Origin of the sequence: Mycolicibacterium sphagni (assembly GCF_002250655.1) — a bacterium.
Lineage (GTDB): Bacteria > Actinomycetota > Actinomycetes > Mycobacteriales > Mycobacteriaceae > Mycobacterium > Mycobacterium sphagni.
Map to the genome: position 1 here is coordinate 20,228 of NZ_NOZR01000025.1, position 18,784 is coordinate 39,011.

At 66.7% G+C, this 18,784-nt stretch carries 18 protein-coding genes; 8 read left to right on the plus strand and 10 right to left on the minus strand.

What is annotated here, in order from left to right; genetic code table 11:
* Positions 1-2 precede the first annotated feature (2 nt).
* Complete coding sequence (locus CG716_RS23720) at positions 3-740, plus strand: class I SAM-dependent methyltransferase (RefSeq protein ID WP_094483580.1); 738 nt, start codon at positions 3-5, stop codon at positions 738-740.
* Positions 737-2,044 (plus strand): cytochrome P450, encoded by a 1,308-nt coding sequence (locus tag CG716_RS23725; RefSeq protein WP_094483581.1) that lies wholly within the window; start codon positions 737-739, stop codon positions 2,042-2,044. Before CG716_RS23720 ends, CG716_RS23725 begins: the two co-directional genes overlap by 4 nt.
* Here the strand turns inward: CG716_RS23725 and CG716_RS23730 are convergent, their stop codons facing one another.
* Positions 2,045-3,256, minus strand: a complete 1,212-nt coding sequence (locus CG716_RS23730; RefSeq protein ID WP_094483582.1) for a pyridoxal phosphate-dependent aminotransferase — start codon at positions 3,254-3,256, stop codon at positions 2,045-2,047.
* Positions 3,257-3,644: 388 nt separating this feature from the next.
* Between CG716_RS23730 and CG716_RS23735 the strand changes: the two genes are divergently transcribed.
* Positions 3,645-6,272 (plus strand): helix-turn-helix transcriptional regulator, encoded by a 2,628-nt coding sequence (locus CG716_RS23735; RefSeq protein ID WP_094483583.1) that lies wholly within the window; start codon positions 3,645-3,647, stop codon positions 6,270-6,272.
* A 133-nt stretch (positions 6,273-6,405) separates the two neighbouring features.
* On the opposite strand, the gene CG716_RS23740 is transcribed toward CG716_RS23735, so the two are convergent.
* Together CG716_RS23740 and CG716_RS23745 are read right to left on the minus strand one after the other, a co-directional pair.
* Positions 6,406-6,909 carry an STAS domain-containing protein gene (locus CG716_RS23740; RefSeq protein ID WP_133067012.1) on the minus strand — a complete coding sequence of 168 codons (504 nt, stop codon included), beginning with the start codon at positions 6,907-6,909 and terminating at the stop codon, positions 6,406-6,408.
* Between the two features lie 43 nt (positions 6,910-6,952).
* Positions 6,953-7,189 (minus strand): hypothetical protein, encoded by a 237-nt coding sequence (locus CG716_RS23745; protein ID WP_094483585.1) that lies wholly within the window; start codon positions 7,187-7,189, stop codon positions 6,953-6,955.
* A gap of 69 nt (positions 7,190-7,258) precedes the next feature.
* Between CG716_RS23745 and CG716_RS23750 the strand changes: the two genes are divergently transcribed.
* Positions 7,259-7,561 carry a hypothetical protein gene (locus tag CG716_RS23750; protein ID WP_094483586.1) on the plus strand — a complete coding sequence of 101 codons (303 nt, stop codon included), beginning with the start codon at positions 7,259-7,261 and terminating at the stop codon, positions 7,559-7,561.
* Between the two features lie 7 nt (positions 7,562-7,568).
* Here the strand turns inward: CG716_RS23750 and bluB are convergent, their stop codons facing one another.
* On the minus strand, positions 7,569-8,213 hold the full coding sequence (bluB, locus tag CG716_RS23755) for a 5,6-dimethylbenzimidazole synthase (protein WP_094483587.1): 645 nt from the start codon (positions 8,211-8,213) through the stop codon (positions 7,569-7,571).
* Positions 8,214-8,339: 126 nt separating this feature from the next.
* On the opposite strand from bluB, the gene CG716_RS23760 reads away from it, so the two are divergent.
* Positions 8,340-9,287, plus strand: coding sequence for an alpha/beta fold hydrolase (locus CG716_RS23760; protein WP_094483588.1), 948 nt, complete (start codon positions 8,340-8,342; stop codon positions 9,285-9,287).
* On the opposite strand, the gene CG716_RS23765 is transcribed toward CG716_RS23760, so the two are convergent.
* The 4 genes from CG716_RS23765 to CG716_RS23780 form a co-directional block, all read right to left on the minus strand.
* Positions 9,277-10,614, minus strand: a complete 1,338-nt coding sequence (locus CG716_RS23765; protein WP_420093218.1) for a flavin monoamine oxidase family protein — start codon at positions 10,612-10,614, stop codon at positions 9,277-9,279. The genes CG716_RS23760 and CG716_RS23765 overlap by 11 nt on opposite strands.
* A 95-nt stretch (positions 10,615-10,709) precedes the next feature.
* Positions 10,710-11,681 (minus strand): TIGR03617 family F420-dependent LLM class oxidoreductase, encoded by a 972-nt coding sequence (locus tag CG716_RS23770; protein WP_207760761.1) that lies wholly within the window; start codon positions 11,679-11,681, stop codon positions 10,710-10,712.
* Positions 11,682-11,737: 56 nt separating this feature from the next.
* Complete coding sequence (locus CG716_RS23775; RefSeq protein WP_094483591.1) at positions 11,738-12,877, minus strand: Rv3169 family protein; 1,140 nt, start codon at positions 12,875-12,877, stop codon at positions 11,738-11,740.
* A gap of 5 nt (positions 12,878-12,882) precedes the next feature.
* Positions 12,883-14,061 carry a phosphotransferase family protein gene (locus CG716_RS23780; protein ID WP_094483592.1) on the minus strand — a complete coding sequence of 393 codons (1,179 nt, stop codon included), beginning with the start codon at positions 14,059-14,061 and terminating at the stop codon, positions 12,883-12,885.
* 42 nt (positions 14,062-14,103) lie between these two features.
* On the opposite strand from CG716_RS23780, the gene CG716_RS23785 reads away from it, so the two are divergent.
* Genes CG716_RS23785 through CG716_RS23795 form a run of 3 tightly spaced genes read left to right on the plus strand, consistent with a single transcriptional unit; the run spans position 14,104 to position 16,410 of the window.
* On the plus strand, positions 14,104-14,706 hold the full coding sequence (locus CG716_RS23785; protein WP_094483593.1) for a TetR/AcrR family transcriptional regulator C-terminal ligand-binding domain-containing protein: 603 nt from the start codon (positions 14,104-14,106) through the stop codon (positions 14,704-14,706).
* A 13-nt stretch (positions 14,707-14,719) separates the two neighbouring features.
* Positions 14,720-15,607, plus strand: a complete 888-nt coding sequence (locus tag CG716_RS23790; protein WP_094483594.1) for an SDR family NAD(P)-dependent oxidoreductase — start codon at positions 14,720-14,722, stop codon at positions 15,605-15,607.
* 2 nt (positions 15,608-15,609) lie between these two features.
* On the plus strand, positions 15,610-16,410 hold the full coding sequence (locus tag CG716_RS23795; protein ID WP_094483652.1) for an SDR family oxidoreductase: 801 nt from the start codon (positions 15,610-15,612) through the stop codon (positions 16,408-16,410).
* A 46-nt stretch (positions 16,411-16,456) separates the two neighbouring features.
* On the opposite strand, the gene CG716_RS23800 is transcribed toward CG716_RS23795, so the two are convergent.
* The gene (locus CG716_RS23800; RefSeq protein ID WP_094483595.1) at positions 16,457-17,218 is read right to left on the minus strand and encodes an enoyl-CoA hydratase; all 762 of its coding nucleotides are present in this window, start codon (positions 17,216-17,218) and stop codon (positions 16,457-16,459) included.
* Positions 17,218-18,783: an NADH-quinone oxidoreductase subunit NuoN gene (gene nuoN, locus CG716_RS23805; RefSeq protein ID WP_094483596.1), complete on the minus strand. Its 1,566-nt coding sequence runs from the start codon at positions 18,781-18,783 to the stop codon at positions 17,218-17,220. Before nuoN ends, CG716_RS23800 begins: the two co-directional genes overlap by 1 nt.
* Position 18,784 lies beyond the last annotated feature (1 nt).

Sequence of the window (18,784 nt, forward strand, 5' to 3'; positions counted from 1 at the left end):
GGATGGACATCGCGACCATGCCGCGCGGCGGGTTCGACGCGTCGTGGCTGGATCGGCGCCTGCAGACCGACCGTCCGGAATTCCTGGACCGCAACGATATCGACGATCGAATCAAGCGAGGGGTCATCCGCTGGCTTGACCGGATGGGCCGGGTTCTGCGGGATCACGAACATCTGGCTGGGCGCGCCCTGCCCCTCGTCAGCGACATTGCCGAGCCGAGAATTCTCGAACTCGGAGCCGGCCATGGCGCACTTTCCCAGGCGGTGCTCGACATGCATCCGACCGCCCAGGTCACGGTGACCGACATCGATCCGATCTCGGTGTCGAACATCGCTGCCGGCGAACTCGGTAGAAATCCGCGTGCCGTCGTGCGTCAGGTCGACGCCACCGACATCGGTGCCCCCGACCGCTCGTACGATCTGGCGTTGTTTGCGTTGTCGTTCCATCACCTGCCGCCGGCTCAGGCCGCCCGGGTGCTGGCCGAGGCGACCCGCGTGGCGGACCGGTTCGTCGTGTGCGACATCTACCGGCCTGCCGCCGCTGTGCACGTGTTGCGACTGGCATCGATGCTGCCGTTCGCGCTCGTCTGGCCCTTCGCTCATGATGGGCTGATCAGCTCGTTGCGTGCCTACAGTGCTTCGGCATTCCGGGCGTTGGCCGCATCCGCCGACTCGGCCATCACCGTCGAGTTCAGCCGGCTGGGCCGCAATATGGTCGTCGTTGCGTCGAGGACGACGTGAAAGCAACGCTGGCGGCGCTGGGGCGCGCCGCCTGGGCCGGTGTCGACCCGGAGGGATTCTTCCGGCGTCATGCGGCCGATCCCACGCCGTTCTCGGTGCGGTTTCCCGGTCTGGGTGAGGTGCTGTTCGTCTCGACCGCCGACGGTGCGCGCGATATCTTGACCGCCCCGGCAGCGCTGTGTCGCGCTCCGCTGCCCAACCCGATCGAACCTGTGGTGGGGCAGAACTCGCTGATCCTGCTGTCCGGCGAAGCGCATCGGCGGGCCCGAAGCATCCTGACGCCGCCGTTTCGCGGCGACCTCATGCGGTTTTACGTCGACATGATCGCCGAGGCAGCCGAGGAGCACATCGCAGATCTGCACCCGGGTGATCAGCTGCTGGTCGGCGACGCGGCACAAGCCATCACTCTGGACGTGGTGATCCGGGTGGTGTTCGGTGTGACGGACCGGTCCCGGCGTCGAGAATATGCGCGGGTGACATCGCAATTGCTTCGCTCTGGCAGCGCGGTTCTGATGCTGGTGCCCTGGTTACGTAGGGACCTGGCCGGTCGGGGACCGTGGGCCCGCCTGGTCGCGTTTCGTGCCCAGCTGGACAGCCTATTGTCCGAACAGATCGAAGAGCGAAGGGACAGTGGCGAACTCGGCAGCGACGTGCTCGGGCTGATTCTGAACGCCACCGACGACGAGGGCAACAGGCTGGGCGACGATGTGCTGCGCGACCAACTGCGGACGATGCTGGCCGCGGGGCACGAGACCAGCTCGACGTCGTTGTCTTGGGCGCTCCACCACATTCACCGCGACGAGAGCATTCGTGCGAAGGTCGCCGGGGAGTTGGCCGCTGCTGCGACACCGGCAGACATCGCCGCCCTGCCCTACCTGGGGGCGGTGATCCAGGAAACCCTGCGTGTGCACCCGACGGTGCCGATCGTCCTGCGCCGGCTCACCGGGCCACTCACCGTGGCAGGCGTGTCCTGTGCGTCCGGTGATGTGGTTGGGATCGCGCTGCCTGCACTGCATTTCAACCCCAGCGCGTGGAGCGATCCCGAGTCGTTCAACCCGGAGCGATTTCTGGACGCCAAGCCTCCACCGTTTCAGTACGCTCCGTTCGGCGGCGGCTACCGTCGCTGTATCGGTGCCGCGTTCGCACACAACGAATTGGCTGTGGCGATCGGCACGATCATGAAGACCCTGGAATTGCGGGCGCCTGCGGATGCGCGGCGCGGGAAATCGCCGCGCGCGGTGCCCCGCGGTATCGCCACCAAGCCCAGCCACGAGATCGCTCTCGATGTGATCGCGCGGCGCTAGTCACTGGCGATAGGTTGCCAGGAACTGCCCGATTCGCTCGATCGCGGATTCCAGCTCGTGGGCCCGGGGCAGCATCACGATCCGGACGTGGTCAGGCTCGGGCCAGCTGAGACTGGTACCTGGAACGATGTGAATCTTCTCCTGCAGCAACAGATCGAGGACGAACTGCTCGTCGTCTCGGATGGGGTACCTGCGCAGGTCGATCTTCGGAAAGGCATACAGCGCCGCCTTGGGCTTGACGCACGAGACGCCGGGAATCGCATTCAGCCCCGCCCAGGCGCGATCACGCTGCTCCTGTAGCCTGCCGGTGGGCAGGGTCAGATCAAAGGTGGTCGGATCGGCTTCCAGTGCAATGCGAATCGCCTGCTGGGCAGGCACATTCGCGCACCGTCGTAAACCGGCCACGGTGGTCAGGCCGCCCAGGTAGCTGGCTGCGTGGTCGGTCGGCCCGGATACCGCAAGCCAGCCGGCCCGAAAACCCGCGCAGCGGTACGCCTTCGACAGGCCATTGAACGTCAAGCAGAGCAGATCCGGTGCCAGCGAGGCCGTGGTGATGTGCTCGGCGTCGTCGTAGAGGATCCTGTCGTAGATCTCGTCCGAACAGACGATCAGGTTGTGTTCCCGCGCGATGTCGAGGATCGCGGTCAACACCTCCGGCGGATACACCGCACCCGTCGGATTATTCGGGTTGATGATCACGATCGCCCTGGTTCGTGCGGTGACCTTTGCCGCGATATCGGCTGCATCGGGGTACCAGTCCGACGACTCGTCGCACCGATAGTGAACGGCGCGGCCGCCGTTGACGTTGACTGCGGCGGTCCACACCGGGAAATCGGGTGCGGGCACCAAGACTTCGTCACGGTCTTCCAGCAGTGCGGTCATCGCCATCGTGATCAGCTCGGAGGCGCCGTTGCCCAGGTACACGTTGTCGACATCGACATCCGCGACGCCGCGGCGGGAGTAATAGTGCGTCACCGCATGCCGCGCCGAGAGCAACCCTTTGGGGGAGGTGTAGCCCGCCGACGCGGATAGACAGGTGGCGATTTCCTGAACCAGGGCCGCCGGCGGCTCGAAACCGAAGGGGTGGGGATCGCCGGTGTCCAGCCGCATGACCCGGTGGCCCGCCGCTTCCAGCCGAGCCGCCTCTTCGGCTATCGGGCCCGGGGTTTCGTGCGACAGGCTCGACAACCTGCTCGACTGGGCGAACTTCATGCGGTTCCTTTCGCCGCAGAAAGCATCGCAGAAAGTGCCCTGCCCAACGCGGTTAACCGATGGCCGATGTGCTCGCCGGATGTCTACCGGTCAATTCGCAGGTCATCTGGGGTGACGACGGTATTTACGAATGCGTCAGAAGCCTAGCGTTCGGTTACGGAACTGATCAATTAGTCAGTCGGCGGGTCAGGTCAGGAGTTTGGTGACACACGTGGTGTGGCGGCCGGGTGTACGTCACGCCACCGGCGGCAGCGGCACGGGAAGGGCAACAAGAAGTGCCCGTAACGCAGTAATCGCCGGTCAATGACAGCTCGGCGTTAATATCTACCTGCGACGCAGGTCCGTGCGCCCGCACGGAGCAGCCGTATCAGGGGAAGGCGGCCTGCCAGTGGAGTGGCCGTTCGTTGCCCGATCGGCAGAGATCCGTCAGGCGATCGACGCCGTCGAAAACCCCCCATTCAACGGTGTTGTTTTCGTCGGGGACGCCGGTGTCGGCAAGACGGTGCTGGCGCGCCAGGTGGCCGCGCATCTCGGTGCCCGCGGCAGGCGCACCCACTTCGTCCTGGGTACTCAGACCTCCCGTGCGGTGCCGCTGGCAGCGTTCGCCGGGATCGTGCAGATCCCCGGTGCGCTGGAACCGATCCGCCTGCTCGCCGCCGCGCACGACGCGCTCGACGGAGTGGACGACCTGCTCCTGGTCGTCGACGATGCGCACCTGCTCGACCCGCTCTCGGCAATCGTCATTCACCAGCTGGCGGTGCGAGGAGCGGCGACCCTGATCGTCACCATGCGCTCGGACGCCGAGGTGAGCGACGCCATCACTGCGCTGTGGAAGGACCAGTATCTTCGCCGCGTCGAAGTGGGCGCGTTCTCCCACGCCGACACCGGCCGATTGATCACCGAAGCGCTGGGGGGTCCTGTCGCCGGCACCGTGGTCGACCAGCTTCACGAGCTGTCGGCCGGCAGTCCGCTTTTGTTGCGTGGCTTGCTCGACACCGCCATCGACGACGGCGCGCTCACCGACGACACCGGCCGGTGGCGGCTGACTCATTTGCCGCGCCTGGGTGCCGATATCGAACAACTGCTTGAGGCGCGGGTGCGTGGGCTGCCGCCGAACGAGCGCGATGTACTCGAAATCGTCGCAGCCGCAGAGGTTCTGGACTGGAACACACTGCTATCGATGTGCGATGTCGATGCGATCAGCGAGGCTGAACGGCACGCCGTGATCCACGTGATCAGCGACCCGCACCGGGTGCGTGTCCAGGTCGCCCACCCGGTGCTGGCCGACGTGGTCCGCAAGAGCTGCGGTGTGGCTCGACTGCGCCAGATCAACACGTCTCTCGCGCAGAGGTTTTGGTCCCTGGCGGGCGATACGGGCCAGGGCTCGGCGAAAGATCCCCGGCTGGTCATCGAACTCGCGCGGCTGATGATGAACAGCGATACGACACCCGACGTCGATCTGGTGGTCGACGCGGCCGAGAGCGCGATGACGATGTCCAGCCTGACGCTCGCCGAGCAATTGGCGCGCTTCGCCTACGACCACGACGGGGGATTGCGCGCCGCGATCGCGCTCGCAGACGCTCTGGGCTGGCAGGGATTCAATGCGGAGGCTGAAGAACTGCTGGCGACCTTCGACCCGCGCGACGAGGTCATGCTCGTGCGCTGGGGATGCCTGCGCGCCACGAACCTGTTCTTCGGCCTCGGGCAGCGTGTGATTGCCGAGGAAGTGCTGGGCACCGTCCGGTCTCGTGTCACTATCCCGGCGTTGCGCAGTTATGCCCTTGCGGTCGAGGCGTCGATCGCCTACTTCGCAGCCGATCTCGACACCGCCGACGCCGCGAGTGCGGCCGTTATCGCCGATCCGGACGCGATGCCGATGGCAGTACTGTGGGCGGCCGTCCCGGCGGCGGCCTCTGCAAACCTGCGGGGCAGGGCCGAGGGCGTGGTGGCCGCGGCCAGTCGTGGCGCCGACGCGGCGCTTCATTGCGCGTCCGGTCCCCAGCAGTACGCGATTTCGTTGTCCGAGGCGCTATCTGCGCTCAATCAGGGCGATATCGCCGGCGCGCAGGCGATCGTCGACCGTCAGCAAGCCCTGGCGCACGGCGCCCCGCACGCGGAAGCCATCGTTGCGGCGATGGCCGGCCGTGTCGAACTCGCAGCCGGCCGTCCGCAATCCGCCTGCGACTGGCTTCAGCGGGCGTTGTCGGCGATGGTGTCGACGCTGTCCGGCGGATGGGTTCCGCTCGTCGCGACCTGGACCGTTCAGGCCGAGGTGATGCGCGGCGACACTGGTGCGGCGGCGCGGGCACTGAGCATGGCGGAAGGCGCGTGGGGACCTGCGGTAGAGGTGTTCCGGCCCCTACTCGAGCTGGCCAGGGCTCATCTCAGGGCCGCCACCGGTGACACCGTCGAAGCGCACCATGCGATCGAGCGGGCCGCGGAAGCCGCCCGTCGTTCCGGCAACACCACCGGCGAGCTGGAAGCCCTCTACACCGGGCTGCGATTCGGGATGGAACCCGATCTGGGTCGCTTCAAAGTCCTTGCAGAACAACTGAATACCCCGATCGCGAACCTGGCTGCCCGGCACGCCGAAGCCGTCGCCGCCAACGACGGCGACGGTCTGGACAGCGTGGCCGGCGAATGGGAATCCCTCGGGATGGTGGCGCATGCGGCGGACGCATTCGCCGCGGCGGCATCGACGTATCGGCGGGCCGGTGCGCGCCTGCCTGGCCTTCAGTCCTCGACCCGAGCGCATTGGCTGGTCAGCACGTTCGGGCTGCATACCCCGGCGACCGCGTCGGGCGGGGTGCCGCTGCCGCTGAGCGATCGGGAACGTGAGATTGCCACACTGGTCGCCAGCGGCCTGTCGAATCCACAAGTCGCCGAACACCTGGTGGTGTCTGTTCGCACCGTGGAAGGCCACTTGTACCGGGTGTACAAGAAGCTGGGCATCACCGACCGTGAACAGCTGATCCGCCTGATGCGCAAGGCTGATCCCGACGCGCCGAGCGGCTAGTAGCGGTGGGAGAACTCCGGGTTGCTCACCGGCGCCGACGACGGCTCGTCGTCTGGCGATGTGACGGCTTCGGATTCGACGGGGTGGGAGAAGAGGGGTTCGATGGGGTGGGACACGGGAGGCTGAGAATCAATCATGCGCAGGCCGATTCGAATTCACCGCTGGTGGAGATCGGCAGTCCGCTGCGTGGCTCGCAGAAGTCCACCACGCGCGTGACGCTGTGCGCTGGTTGGACCAGCCACGTGACGCCGGCCGTGCGGCAGCGCTCGTCGATGTACTGCAGCGCCGAAAAGCCGGCACAGTCAAAGAAACTCACCAAAGTCATATCGAGAACCAATCTCTTGCAGTTGCCCGCGCGTCGGAATACATAGTCACTGAATTCGTGCGCTGTCGACATGTCGACGTCGCCGACAGCCGTGATTCGAACGTCGGTGGCGCTGAGCCATTCGGTAAGAAGTTGCAACCGGTTTCGAGTTTCGACGCCGAGGTAGGAATCGGAAGTAAAAGAAGACATTAAGCGGCTCCAGTGAGCATTAGACAGGTTAAGCAAGTGTGGGTGGGACGCGCCCGAGAGGCTCGCATTGCGGGTGCAAAGCACACCGCACGCCTGCGACGAATACCGCGGCTGGAAAGTCAACCTTGCCCCAGCCTACACGTAGCGGACCGGTCCGCTCGTTTCGTCAGGAGCAGGGGGCGTCGCCCGGGGTGTAGTAGGTGGAGCCGTCAGGGGAGAAGCAGGGCTCTCGTCCGGCAGCGGCTTGGGCCGCCGCGTCCAGGGGGTCAGCGAAAGTGATGCCGGGACCGACTTGAACATTGGGGCCGACGACGTTGGGACCGAACACGTCATCTGCGTGCGCCGACGCAGGGGCTAGGAGCAGAGCCGCGGCCGTCGTACCAGCGGCGAACAGTGTCTTCATCTGCCTATTTGTAGCCTAAAGTGCGGCTGGATTCGCGCTCATTCGCGTCAATTCAGGTATATGTGGCACATGGCACTGACGAAGATTTCCTTCACCACGGTTTTCCTCACCGGTGCCGCAGCCGCCGCGGTCGCGGCCGCTCCCTTGGCCGCCGCGGACCCCGTGGGCTGCATCAACCCCGACGGCAGCGTGTGTGGAGCCGCCTCGGCCGGACCAAACGGCGCCTCGGGCAGCATTCCGGGCGGCCCCGGTGGCACGGCCGGTCCGGGTTATGCAAGCGGTGGTATCCCGAACGGGCCCAGCGGTTCGGCATGGCCCGGCGGGGCCACGGGTTGCCTTCCGTACGTGGGCTGCGCCACTGTCGGTCACTGAAACCGGGCTAGCCCCAACGGTTTTCGCTGACGAACTCGGCCAGCGGCCGGCCGAACGTCCACTCGTCGATCTCCAGGGCGGGCCGGTCTGGAAAGTCGGGCACCGGACCGAGGCACAGGACCGCCACCGGCTCGGCGCCCGCCGGCATCTCGAGCAGGTCGCTGAGGCGCTGCGGATCGAAGATCGAAACCCAACCCATGCCGAGGCCCTCGGCGCGCGCCGCCAGCCACAGATTCTGGATGGCACACGACACCGAGGCCAGATCCATGTGCGGCATGGTGCGCCGGCCGAACACGTGGCCGTCGCGGCCGTCACCGAGGGCGACCACGAGCAGCTCCGCGCAATCGAGGATGCCCTCGACCTTGAGCGCCAGGAACTCCTCGGCGCGCTCGCCCAGTGCTGACGCGGTTTGTTGACGCTCCTCGTCGACCAGCGCGTGGATTTTGTGCCGCAGGCCGTCGTCGGTGATGCGCAAGAACCGCCACGGCTGCATCAGCCCGACGCTGGGGGCGGCGTGCGCGGCCGCCAGCAGGCGAGCCAGCACTTCCTCGGGCACCGTCCCACCCGGGCTGAACCTGCGCATATCCCGGCGTTCGTTGATCACGCGGTAGATGGCGCGGCGCTCCTCGGCGGAGAACGCGTGGTCGGTCACCGGGTCATCTTAGAGAGCGAAACCAAGCGATAACGATGGGCGCGGTCTACCGGTTCACACCGCCCGTGACGACTACTGTGGACAACCCCGGTGTGGCAGCGTCGCTGCGCCGAGCAAGGGGGAACCATGGCCACGGCCCATGCGACCGTTCTCAGCGGTCTCGCGCTACCGCCCAGCCAAGCCGTCGAGGTCAAGGCGGCCGACGGCACACGGCTGCACACCGAGGTGTTCGGGCGCCCGGACGGCTATCCGATCGTGTTGGCGCACGGCATCACCTGCGCCATCGGTGTCTGGCACCAGCAGATCAACGACCTGTCCCGCGACTACCGGGTGATTGCCTACGACCACCGCGGACATGGCCGCAGCGGGCTGCCCCGCCGCTCGGGCTACAGCCTCGGCCACCTGGCCGGTGACCTGGATTCGGTGCTCGCGGCCACCCTGAGGCCGGGGGAGCGGGCCGTGATCGCCGGCCACTCGATGGGCGGTATCGCGATCAGCGCCTGGTCCGACCGCTACCGGCACCGGGTCGCCCATCGCGCCGACGCCGTCGCCTTGATCAACACCACCACCGGTGACCTGCTCGAAGAGATCAAGCTGCTGCGGGTTCCACCGCCGCTGGCAGGTGGCCGGTCGCTGGCCGCGCGCGGGATGATCAGGACGTTCGGCGGGGCGCCACTGGTGCGCGGCGCGCAGCCCGGCAGCCGCTGGTTCGTCACGATGATGGCCGTCGGCGCCGAGGCCGACCCCGCGGTCGGCGCCCTCGTCCACGACCTCTTCGCCGCCACCCCGGCCGCCGGCCGCGGAGCCTGGGCGCGGGCGCTCGTCGACGAGATGGGCCCGCGCCACATCGACCTCGCCGGCCTGACGGTGCCGACGCTGGTCATCGGAAGTACCGAGGACCGGCTGCTGCCGATGTGCCAGGCCCGCAAGATCGCCGCCGCCGCACCCAATCTGGTCGAACTGGTGGAGATGCCCGGCGGCCACTGCGCGATCCTGGAGCACCCCGAGGCGGTCAATGGGCGCCTGCGGGCGTTGGTCGAATCGGTGACCGCGCAGGGGCGGATCAGCTCCTGAGGGTCGCGGCGACTTCGCTTGCCGCGCGCAGCCCGGAGCGCACCGCGCCGTCCAGGAAGCCGGTCCACTCGTCGGCGGTCTCGGTGCCCGACCAATGCAGCGGCCCGACCGGTTGGCGCAGCAGTGGGCCGAACTGTGTCCACATCCCTGGCGGCACGGCCGCTGTCGGCCCACCGGGTGCGAAAGTCTCTGCCCCCCAACAATGATCGAGGTATTCGATCGGGTTTTCGGCGTCGGGTCCGAACAATGCCGCGAAGCTGGCAACGGCTTGCTTCCGGCGCTGTTCGGGGGGCAGCGCATCGAACCCCCGGGAGTCGACGAACCCGAGCAAGATTCCCGGACCGTCGTCACTGGGGCTCACGTCGAAGGTGATGAAGACCGGTCCTTTGTCGGACAGCGCTTGACCGGACAGTTTCTGATCCCGCCAGAACGGCCGGGGATAGGCGGCATACGCCTTGCTCAGAGCGCCCTGCGGCCACCGTTGGGCCAGCTGCTGGTAGCCCATCGGCGGCGACGGGGCGATGTCGATGGCCAGTCGGTGCGCCGGCGGGATCGCCAGGATGGCGCGGCGCGCCTCCACGACACCGCCTGACGACGCGACGGCCACCGCGTCGTCGGACCATTCGATTCGGGAGACCACGGCGCGCAGGTGAACGCGGTCACCGAGCTCGGCGGCCATCTTGTTGGCGATCTGCTGAGTGCCGCCGGGGAAGTGGTCCTGCTGGGCGCCGCCGACCACGTCGAGCATCCGGTCCAGCCCGCCCGCGGCCTTGACGTAGCGCACCGCATGCAGCATCGACACCTCGTCGGGCTCGGCGCCCCAGGTCACCCGCGCCATGATGGCCAGTAGGTCCCGCGACGAGGAGCCGGCGCGCACTGAGTGCAACCAGCCGTCCAGTGTCATGCCGTCGAGATTCTTGGCGCTGGAGGCCGCCCACGGTTCGGTGATGTCGATAGCCCGGCCGAGCCGTTCGAACTGCCATTGGATCCGGCCGATGTCCAACAGCTGGAACAGCGACATCCTCGGAATCGTGCCGCGGTACGTGCGCACCTTGCCACGCCACCGGATCAGGTTGGAGCCCTGGTTGTAGGTCGGGGAGGTGGGGCAGTCCAGTTCCTTGGCCAGCGCAATCACCGCATCCTGGGTGGGGCCGACGAAGGTGCCGCCGAGGTCTACTGGGATACCGGCCAGCGTCGCGGTGCTCGACCGCCCGCCGACTCGGTCGCGGCCCTCCAGCACCACGACATCGAACCCGTCCTTGACCAGCTCACGGGCGGCTACCAGGCCTGCGAAGCCGGCGCCGATGACCACAACGTCATAACCCACCACCCCACCAGTGTTGCCTTTCCTTACGCCCAAACCAACAAACGGGCGCGAAAGCGTGAGTAGAACCCGTCAATACGTCGATCTCGGCGCAGGTCTCAGCGGGCCAGCTCGTCGACGATCTCGGCCAAGGTATCGATGGCGATGGGGCCCGGCTGGTAGAGGCAGACGGTGTCGCCGACGCCGTCGACGCGGTCACGGATGTGCGCCGCGATCTGCTTGGGCGTGCCGCACGCCGCGATGGTGTGCAGCACCTCGTCGGTGATCAGACCGGCCATCTGCAGCCATTTGCCTTGTTTGGACATCGAATTCAGCTCGGGCTGCAGATCGCCCCACCCGTGGATATCCAGGACCGGACGGTAGGCCGGGGTGGACCCGTAGAACGCCAGCAGCCGTCGCGTCGCGTCGTGATCCTCGCCGGCTGACAGGATGATCTCGGGAACCACCGCGAACGACGACTCCTCTCGCCCCGCGGCTGTCAGACCGTGGCGCACTGCCGGCATCGTCGACTCGCGTAGGAACTTCGCCGAACCGAACGGCATCACCAGCAGCCCGTCAGCCACCTCCGCGGTCGCGCGGGTCAGCCGTGGACCGAGCGCGCCCACGTAAATTGGCGGCGGCCCAAAAGGATTCGGTCCGGGATTGAACATCGGCGTCATCAGGGTGTGCCGGTAGTAGTCGCCGCGGAAGTCCAGGCGTTCGCCGGTCTCCCAGGTGTTGAAGATCGCCCGCAGTGCACGCACGAGCTCGCTCATCCGCGCCACCGGCTTGTCGAACGCCGCACCGTAGTGCTTCTCGATCTGGGCCCGCACCTGGGTGCCCAGCCCCAGGATGAACCGACCATCCGCGAGCAGCTGATGATCGTAGGCCTGGTGAGCCAACTGGATTGGATTGCGGGGGAACGCAATTGCCACATTGGTCATCAGGTCCAACCCGCCGACACCGGAGGCCAGCGTCAGTGGGGCGAACACATCGTGCGGGCCTTCGAATGTGAAGACGCCGCTGGCGCCGGCCTCGCGCAGCGCACGCGCGCGGTCGACCGCATCGGTTGGCCCGTACAGGGCGGTCATGACTTTCACGGCGTGCTCACCTAGCGATCGAAATCGACGTAATGGCGGGACGGGTCTTAGGGCGCGACTGTCAACCAGTCCGCGAAGCCCGACGGGTCGTGGCGGCCCAGCGCGCCGTGCTCGAACAGGCCCCAGCCCTCGACCGACGACTCGCCGTCATGGCAGACCGCGCGACCGACGTGGTCGATCACCCCGAACCCCGAACGCCCGATGATCGCCGGATCGTTCATGTCGTAGGTGAGCCGCTCGGCGAACTTCTCGCCTTTCCAGACACCGTGTATCCAGTCCGAGTCGCCGCCGTAGCCGCCTCCGACGTGGATGGGGCAGGGAAGCTTGGACTCCACATCAAAACGGAGCGTCAGCCCCTTCGCGTCGGTGGCCTCGATGGTGGCACCGGTGGGAATCCGGGTGCCGGAACGGTAGTGGATCTTCACCCGCGGCCAGCCCAACTGCTCGACCCTGCCGTCGCGCCAGATCCGCGTGCAGTCGTTGAGTGAGCGGAAGCCGTCCGGCGCCTCCTGGATGATGACCACAATCGCGTAATCCTCGAAGGCCATCGGCACGTACAGCCACCACATGCCCTCGAACGGCGGGTCGGCCGGGCGTCCAGCGGGTTCGGCCTCGCCGATCGGGCGGATGCCCCACGATCGATCCCGGCTGCCGATCCACACCGACGGGTCGACGGTGATCTCCTCGCCATCGATGACGATATGGCCTGCCCAGGAACCCAATTGGGCAAAACGCTGCGCATCCAGCGTGACCCGGTTGCCCTGGCGCATGATGTGCGGCTGCTCCTGCACTACCGGGAACAGACCGTCCCAGGTGAGGTCGACCGCCATGCCCTCGGTCTCCTCCAGCACGATCCGCACCTTCTGAAGCGGCTCGACGACCTCGATGCGATAGCTGTTGCAGTGCTGATTGAGACGGTCCTGATCGATCGCGTCGGACACGTGCACCGCGGTCTGCGTGTGACCGCTTCCGCCGGATTCGCCGCCTCCGCGGCGGGAGACCAGCACGTAGGCGTCTTTCACCCCGAGGTTGGGGTAGTAGCCCAGGCCGGTGATCAGGAAGATGTTCCCGGTGCGGTCATGGGCGTTGAAGTAACTGCGGTCGTAGAAGTTTCGGTCCGAGGACCCCGGCCACGCGATCGGCAGCGGTGCCTGGTGGACGGGATATTCGTCGAGCGGTCCGAGCATTCGGGTCAGGCCTCCTTGTTATCCCGTGCCGCTTCGCTGCTGCGCTCCGGCTCCTCGATGAGCCTTTGCAGCAGGCCGGCGTGGTAGAACATCGACTCGACGTCCTCGGGTTTTTCGATCTCGCCGAAGTGCACGCGTCGTGCGCCGGTGCGCATGAACACGCAGCACCAGATCACTCCGGAGTAGACGTAGAACCATCGCAGGTCGCCGAGTTCGACGCCGGTCAGCTTCTGATACGTGGCGCGAACATCCTCTTCGCGCATGACATCCGGCAGTCCGGGCATTCCGGCCAGCCCGGCGAGTTCCTGGAAAACCATGTGCGCGAAGATGATCCACGCGACGTCCAGCTCGCGCGGCCCGAGTGTCGCCATCTCCCAGTCCAGCACCGCGACCGGGCGGAAGTCTTCGTAGAGCACGTTGCCGACCCGCGAGTCACCCCAAGCCAGAACCGTCTCTCCCGCGGCGACGTCAGCCGGGAAGTTGTCCTCCAACCACGCCAGGGCTGTCTCGACCAGCGGCGAGCGGCCGATGTCGGGAACGGCGAACTCGTACCATCCCTTGAGCCAGTTCAACTGGCGGCGCAACGGAGTGTCGCCCTCGGGCACCGCCTCGGCCAGGAAGCCGAAAGTCTTTGCCGCATCAGGGATCGAGTGAAGCTTGGCCAATACCTCGACCGTCGAATCCTGCAGCGCGCGCTGTTGTTCCACAGATGCGTCGGCGAACCAGTTGCCGCCGAAGGTGTAGGGCATCACGTCGGGCGGGACGGTGCCCGAGACATGGTTCATCAGGAAGAAGGGGGCGCCGAGTACCTTGCCGGTCGAATCGATCCAGCGCACCTTCGGCACCGGCACGTCGGTCAGTTCATCGACCAACCGGATGACCTCGAACTGATGATCCATCCGATAGGTGATGAAGACCGGCACGTCTTCCTCGGTGGGGGCCACCCGGGCCACCCACTTCTGCTCGACCTCTTTGCCGTCTTCTTCCCAGCGGCCGGTCAGGATGATCGTCTCTGACGACATGCCGTTGGAGTCGACACCGCTCTCGACGACCACTTCCGGTGCCACGCCGCCGGGCATGACAGTGGAAAGCCATTCAGACAGCACCGCGGGAAGCGTGCTGACGTCACGACCGGAACGTTGTAACCGCTCGACGTCGGTTTCTACGGTCGGTTGGTTGGTCACCTTTGTCCTCTCCAACCCTATTACGATACGGTGGGTAGCGTTATGAAAGCAGACGCGTCTTCGCTTGACAAGACCACGGTCCCGGGGCGGCCCCGGGATCCGCGTATCGACGCTGCCATATTGCGTGCAACGGCGGAGCTGCTTGTCGAAATCGGTTATCCGAATCTGACTTTGGCGGCAGTGGCCGAACGGGCGGGTACGACGAAGACCGCCCTGTACCGCCGGTGGTCCAGCAAGGCCGAGCTGGTCCACGAAGCGGCCTTTCCGACCGCGCCGACCGCGTTGGCAACCCCCGCGGGCGATGTCGCCGCCGACGTACGCGCCATGCTCGCCGCCACCCGCGACGTCTTCACCAGTCCGGTGGTGCGCGCCGCCTTGCCCGGTCTGATCTCGGACATGAGCGCCGACGCGGACCTGAATGCGCGGGTGCTGGCCCGGTTCGCCGACGTGTTCGCCGCGGTGCGGGACCGCCTGGTGGAAGCCGTGCACTGCCGCGAGGTTCACGCCGATGTCGACCCGGAACGGCTCATCGAACTGATCGGTGGTGCGACGATGATGCGGATACTGCTGCGCCCCGAGGATGTTCTCGACGCGAACTGGGTGGACCAAACCGCCGCGATCCTCGTGCACGGGGTGGCGATCTGACCGGAGGAGTGCGATGACTGGACGACTGGCAGGCCGAACCGCCATCGTCACCGGCGCCAGCCGTGGACTGGGCCGCGCGACAGCGCTGGCCCTGGCCGTCGAGGGCGCCGCGGTGGCGGTGGTGGCCCGAACCGAACAACAGTGGGACGAACGGCTGCCGGGCACCATCGGCGAGACCGTCGCGGCCATCGAAGCCATCGGCGGGCGTGCCGTCGCCATCCAGGCCGACCTACTCGAACGCGACGACCTGCCGCGACTGGTCGCCGACGCGCGCGGCGCACTGGGCCCCGTCACGATCCTGGTCAACAACGCCGCGTTCACCGCTCCGGGGCGCCCGCCGAAACCAGATGCCGCATCGAAACCGGCGAAACCAACGAACACACCGGCGGCGGCCAACGCGGACTGGCCCGGCTTCCTGGCGATCCCGCCGAATGCCTATCGCCGTCATTTCGAGATCGGTGTGTTCGCCTCCTACGAGCTCATCCAGCTGGTCTGTCCAGACATGTTCTCCGCAGGTGTCGGATCCATCATCAACGTCACCTCGGTTGCCTCCCGAGTGCCGGGCGACGGGCCCTACACGAACTTCGACGGTGGCGTGCTGCCCGGCTACGGCGGATCCAAAGCGGCGCTGGAGCACCTGACCTGGTGTGCCGCTTACGATCTGCAGCGCCACAACATCTCCGTCAACGCGCTGTCGCCCTCACGGCCGATCCCCACTCCTGGCCTGTCGTACTACCGCAACGAATTCGCGAACGTGTCTCCGGAGGACGAATTCGCTTGTGCCGCAGCCGAACTGACGCTGGTAGACCCGAACATCGTGACGGGTCGCACCATCGGGCACCTTGAAGTGCTCGACGGCAGCTTCGCCCCGTTCACGAACACCACGTCCGCATTGGGCTAGTGATGAGCGACCACGTCAGCCCGTTCCGGGCCGATCTGCTGGCCGGGAAGGTCGCACTCGTCACCGGTGGCGCGACCGGCCTCGGGCTGGAAGTCGCTCGGCTGCTCGGCGCGCACGGCGCTCGCGTGGCCATCTGCAGCAGAAAAGAGCCGAATCTGGAAGTAGCTGTCACCCAACTGCGTGGCAATGGTATCGACGCCATGTACAGCGTCTGCGATGTCCGCAAACCCGATGAGGTCGCGGCGACGATGCAGAGGGTGTTGGCTCAGTTCGGGCACTTGGACATCGTCGTCAACAATGCCGCGGGCAACTTCCCGGCCCCGATCTCGGGACTGAGCGCCAACGGATTCAAGGCCGTCGTCGACATCGACCTGCTCGGCACCTACAACGTGTCGAAGGCCGCCTACGAAGCGTGGCTGCACCAGCACGGCGGGGCCATCGTGAACATCAGTGCCGCAACCCAATACCGCGGCATGGCGCTGCAGGCCCACGTGGTGTCCGCGAAGGCCGGCGTCGACGCCCTGAGCAGGGCGTGCGCGATCGAATGGGGTGCCGACGGAATACGTGTCAATGTCGTGGCACCCGGGGCGATGGCGGGAACCGAAGGCGTCGCCCGTATCGCGGGTGGGGAGTTGGGCGCCATGCCGCACATTCCACTGCAACGCGCGGGCTCGACCACCGAGGTGGCCCAGGCGGTGCTGTTCCTCGCCAGTGATGCCGCGTCGTACATGACCGGGGCGATCGTCGTCGTCGACGGCGGCGCCTGGCTCACCTCGGGTACGAGCACGCCGAGATCGATGTGATATCGGCTTTCACTTGCACTTTCACGGCCCCATGTCGGTTTGGGCGCTAGAGAATCTGCCGCTTGTTGCGCTCGGCGACCTCACGCTGCCGGGCAGCGAGCTGGGCGGTGTCCACCGATGCCGCACCGGCCACCGTACGTTCGGCTTTCAGCGCAGGCCCGGTGACCGCTGCGGTGCCGGTGCGGTAGATCTCCTTGAGGCCGGCCATGGTCGGCGCGGGCACCTCCGCGATCTGACTGGCGAGTTCCAGCGCGCGGGGTAGAAGCTGTTCGTGGGCAACCACTTCGGTGACCAAACCGATCCGTTCGGCGCGCTGCGCATCGACCACCTCGCCGGTCATCGACAGCCGTCGCGCCATCCCTGAGCCGACCAGCCGCGGCAGCCTAGCCGTCATCCCGCCGCCCGGAAGGATCCCGACCCGGGCGTGGGTGTCGGCGAAAACCGCGCGCTCCGAGGCGATCAGGAAGTCACACGCCAGCGCGATCTCGAGCCCGCCGGTGAACGTCGCGCCGTTGATCGCGCCGACGACCGGCTTGCGCAGCTCGACGATGGCGTCCATGCAGTTCATCTTGTCGAAACGGCCGAAATAGTCCATGCCCAGGTTCTGCGCCTGCTTGAGATCCACGCCCGCGCAGAACGCCGGATCGGTGCCGGTGAGCACCACGGCACGGACCGAGTCGTCGCCGTCGGCGGCACCGAGTGCGGCGTAAAGGGCCTCGAAGAGCTCGGTGCTCAATGCGTTGCGCACTTCGGGCCGGTTCATGGTCAGGACGCGGACGGCGTCGTGGTCTTCACTGAGAAGGATCATCAGTTCAGGAATCTAGCCGCATGGTCGACGAGGTCGAGCAGCGGCTGGGGTAGCGCGCCGAGCGCGAACGTGATGGCCGCGGTCAGGGCGATGGTCGCGACGCTCAGCGAGCTGGGCGTGATCACTTCCGGGGCGTCCTCGGGCGGATCGGTGAAGAACATCAGGACGATCACCCGCACATAGAAGTAGGCGGCGATCGCCGAGGCGATGACGCCCACCACCACCAGCGGGATGGCCCCACCCTGCCCAGCCGCTTTGAACACCGCGAACTTGCTGACGAATCCACTGGTCAGCGGGATACCGGCGAAGGCGAGGAGGAACAGCGAGAACACCACGCCCACAAGGGGATAGCGGCGGCCCAGCCCGGCCCAGCGAGCCATGTCGGTCTCCTCGGCACCGCCTGTGTCGCGGACAACGCTGACCACTGCGAACGCGCCGAGGGTGGAGAAGCCGTAGGCGAACAGGTAGAACAGCGTGGCCGAAAGCCCGGCCGGGTTGGCGGCGATCACACCCGTCAAGATGAAACCGGCGTGCGCGACGGCCGAGTACGCCAGCATCCGTTTGACGTCGGTCTGGGTCACCGCGGTGATGGTGCCGACGGCCATGGTCAGGATCGCGACCGCCCACAGCACCGGCCGCCAGTCGTGGTTGAGGCCGGGCAGTGCGACGTAGAAAATGCGGAGCATGGCGCCGAATGCCGCGACCTTGGTAGCCGCGGCCATGAACGCGGTGATGGGTGTGGGTGCGCCTTGATAGACGTCGGGGATCCAGGAGTGGAAGGGGACGGCGCCGACTTTGAACAGGATGCCGACGGTGACCAGTGACGCCCCGATGAGCGCCAGGGCCGAATTGTCGGTGCTGGTGTCGATGGCGTGCGCGATGCCGGTCAGCCTCAGGGTGCCGGCGTAGCCGTAGAGCAGCGCGATGCCGTAGAGGAAGAACGCCGAGGAGAAGGCGCCCAGCAGAAAGTACTTCAGCGCGGATTCCTGGGACAGCAGCCGCCGGCGCCGCGCCAGTCCGCACATCAAGTACAGCGGCAGCGAGAACACTTCCAGTGCGACGAACATCGTCAACAGGTCGTTGGCCGCCGGGAAGAGCATCATGCCGCCGATGGCGAACATCGTGAGCGGGAAAACTTCGGTTTGGACAAGCGCCGACTTGGTGGCGATCTTCTCCGCGACACTGCCGGGCACCGCCGATGCGTCGGGGGTGAAGGCGTCCAAACCTGCTGCACTGCCGTCCGATTCGGCTGGCACCCGTCGTTCGGCGATCAACAGGACACTGAGCACTCCGATCAGCAGGATGGTGCCCTGCAGAAACAGGGCCGGCCCGTCGACGGCGACCGCGCCGACAACAGCCGACTCTCCGACGCCACCGTGCAGACCTCGTGCCACCAACACCACGGCGACGAACGCCGCCGTCAGACCGGCCACGCTCAATGCGACCTGCGTGGGGTAGCGGCTCTTGCGTGGCAGGAACGCCTCGACCAGCACGCCGGCGACGGCCACACCCAGCACGATCAACATCGGTGAGAGCTGGCCGTATTCGATGCTGGGCGGGGTCATC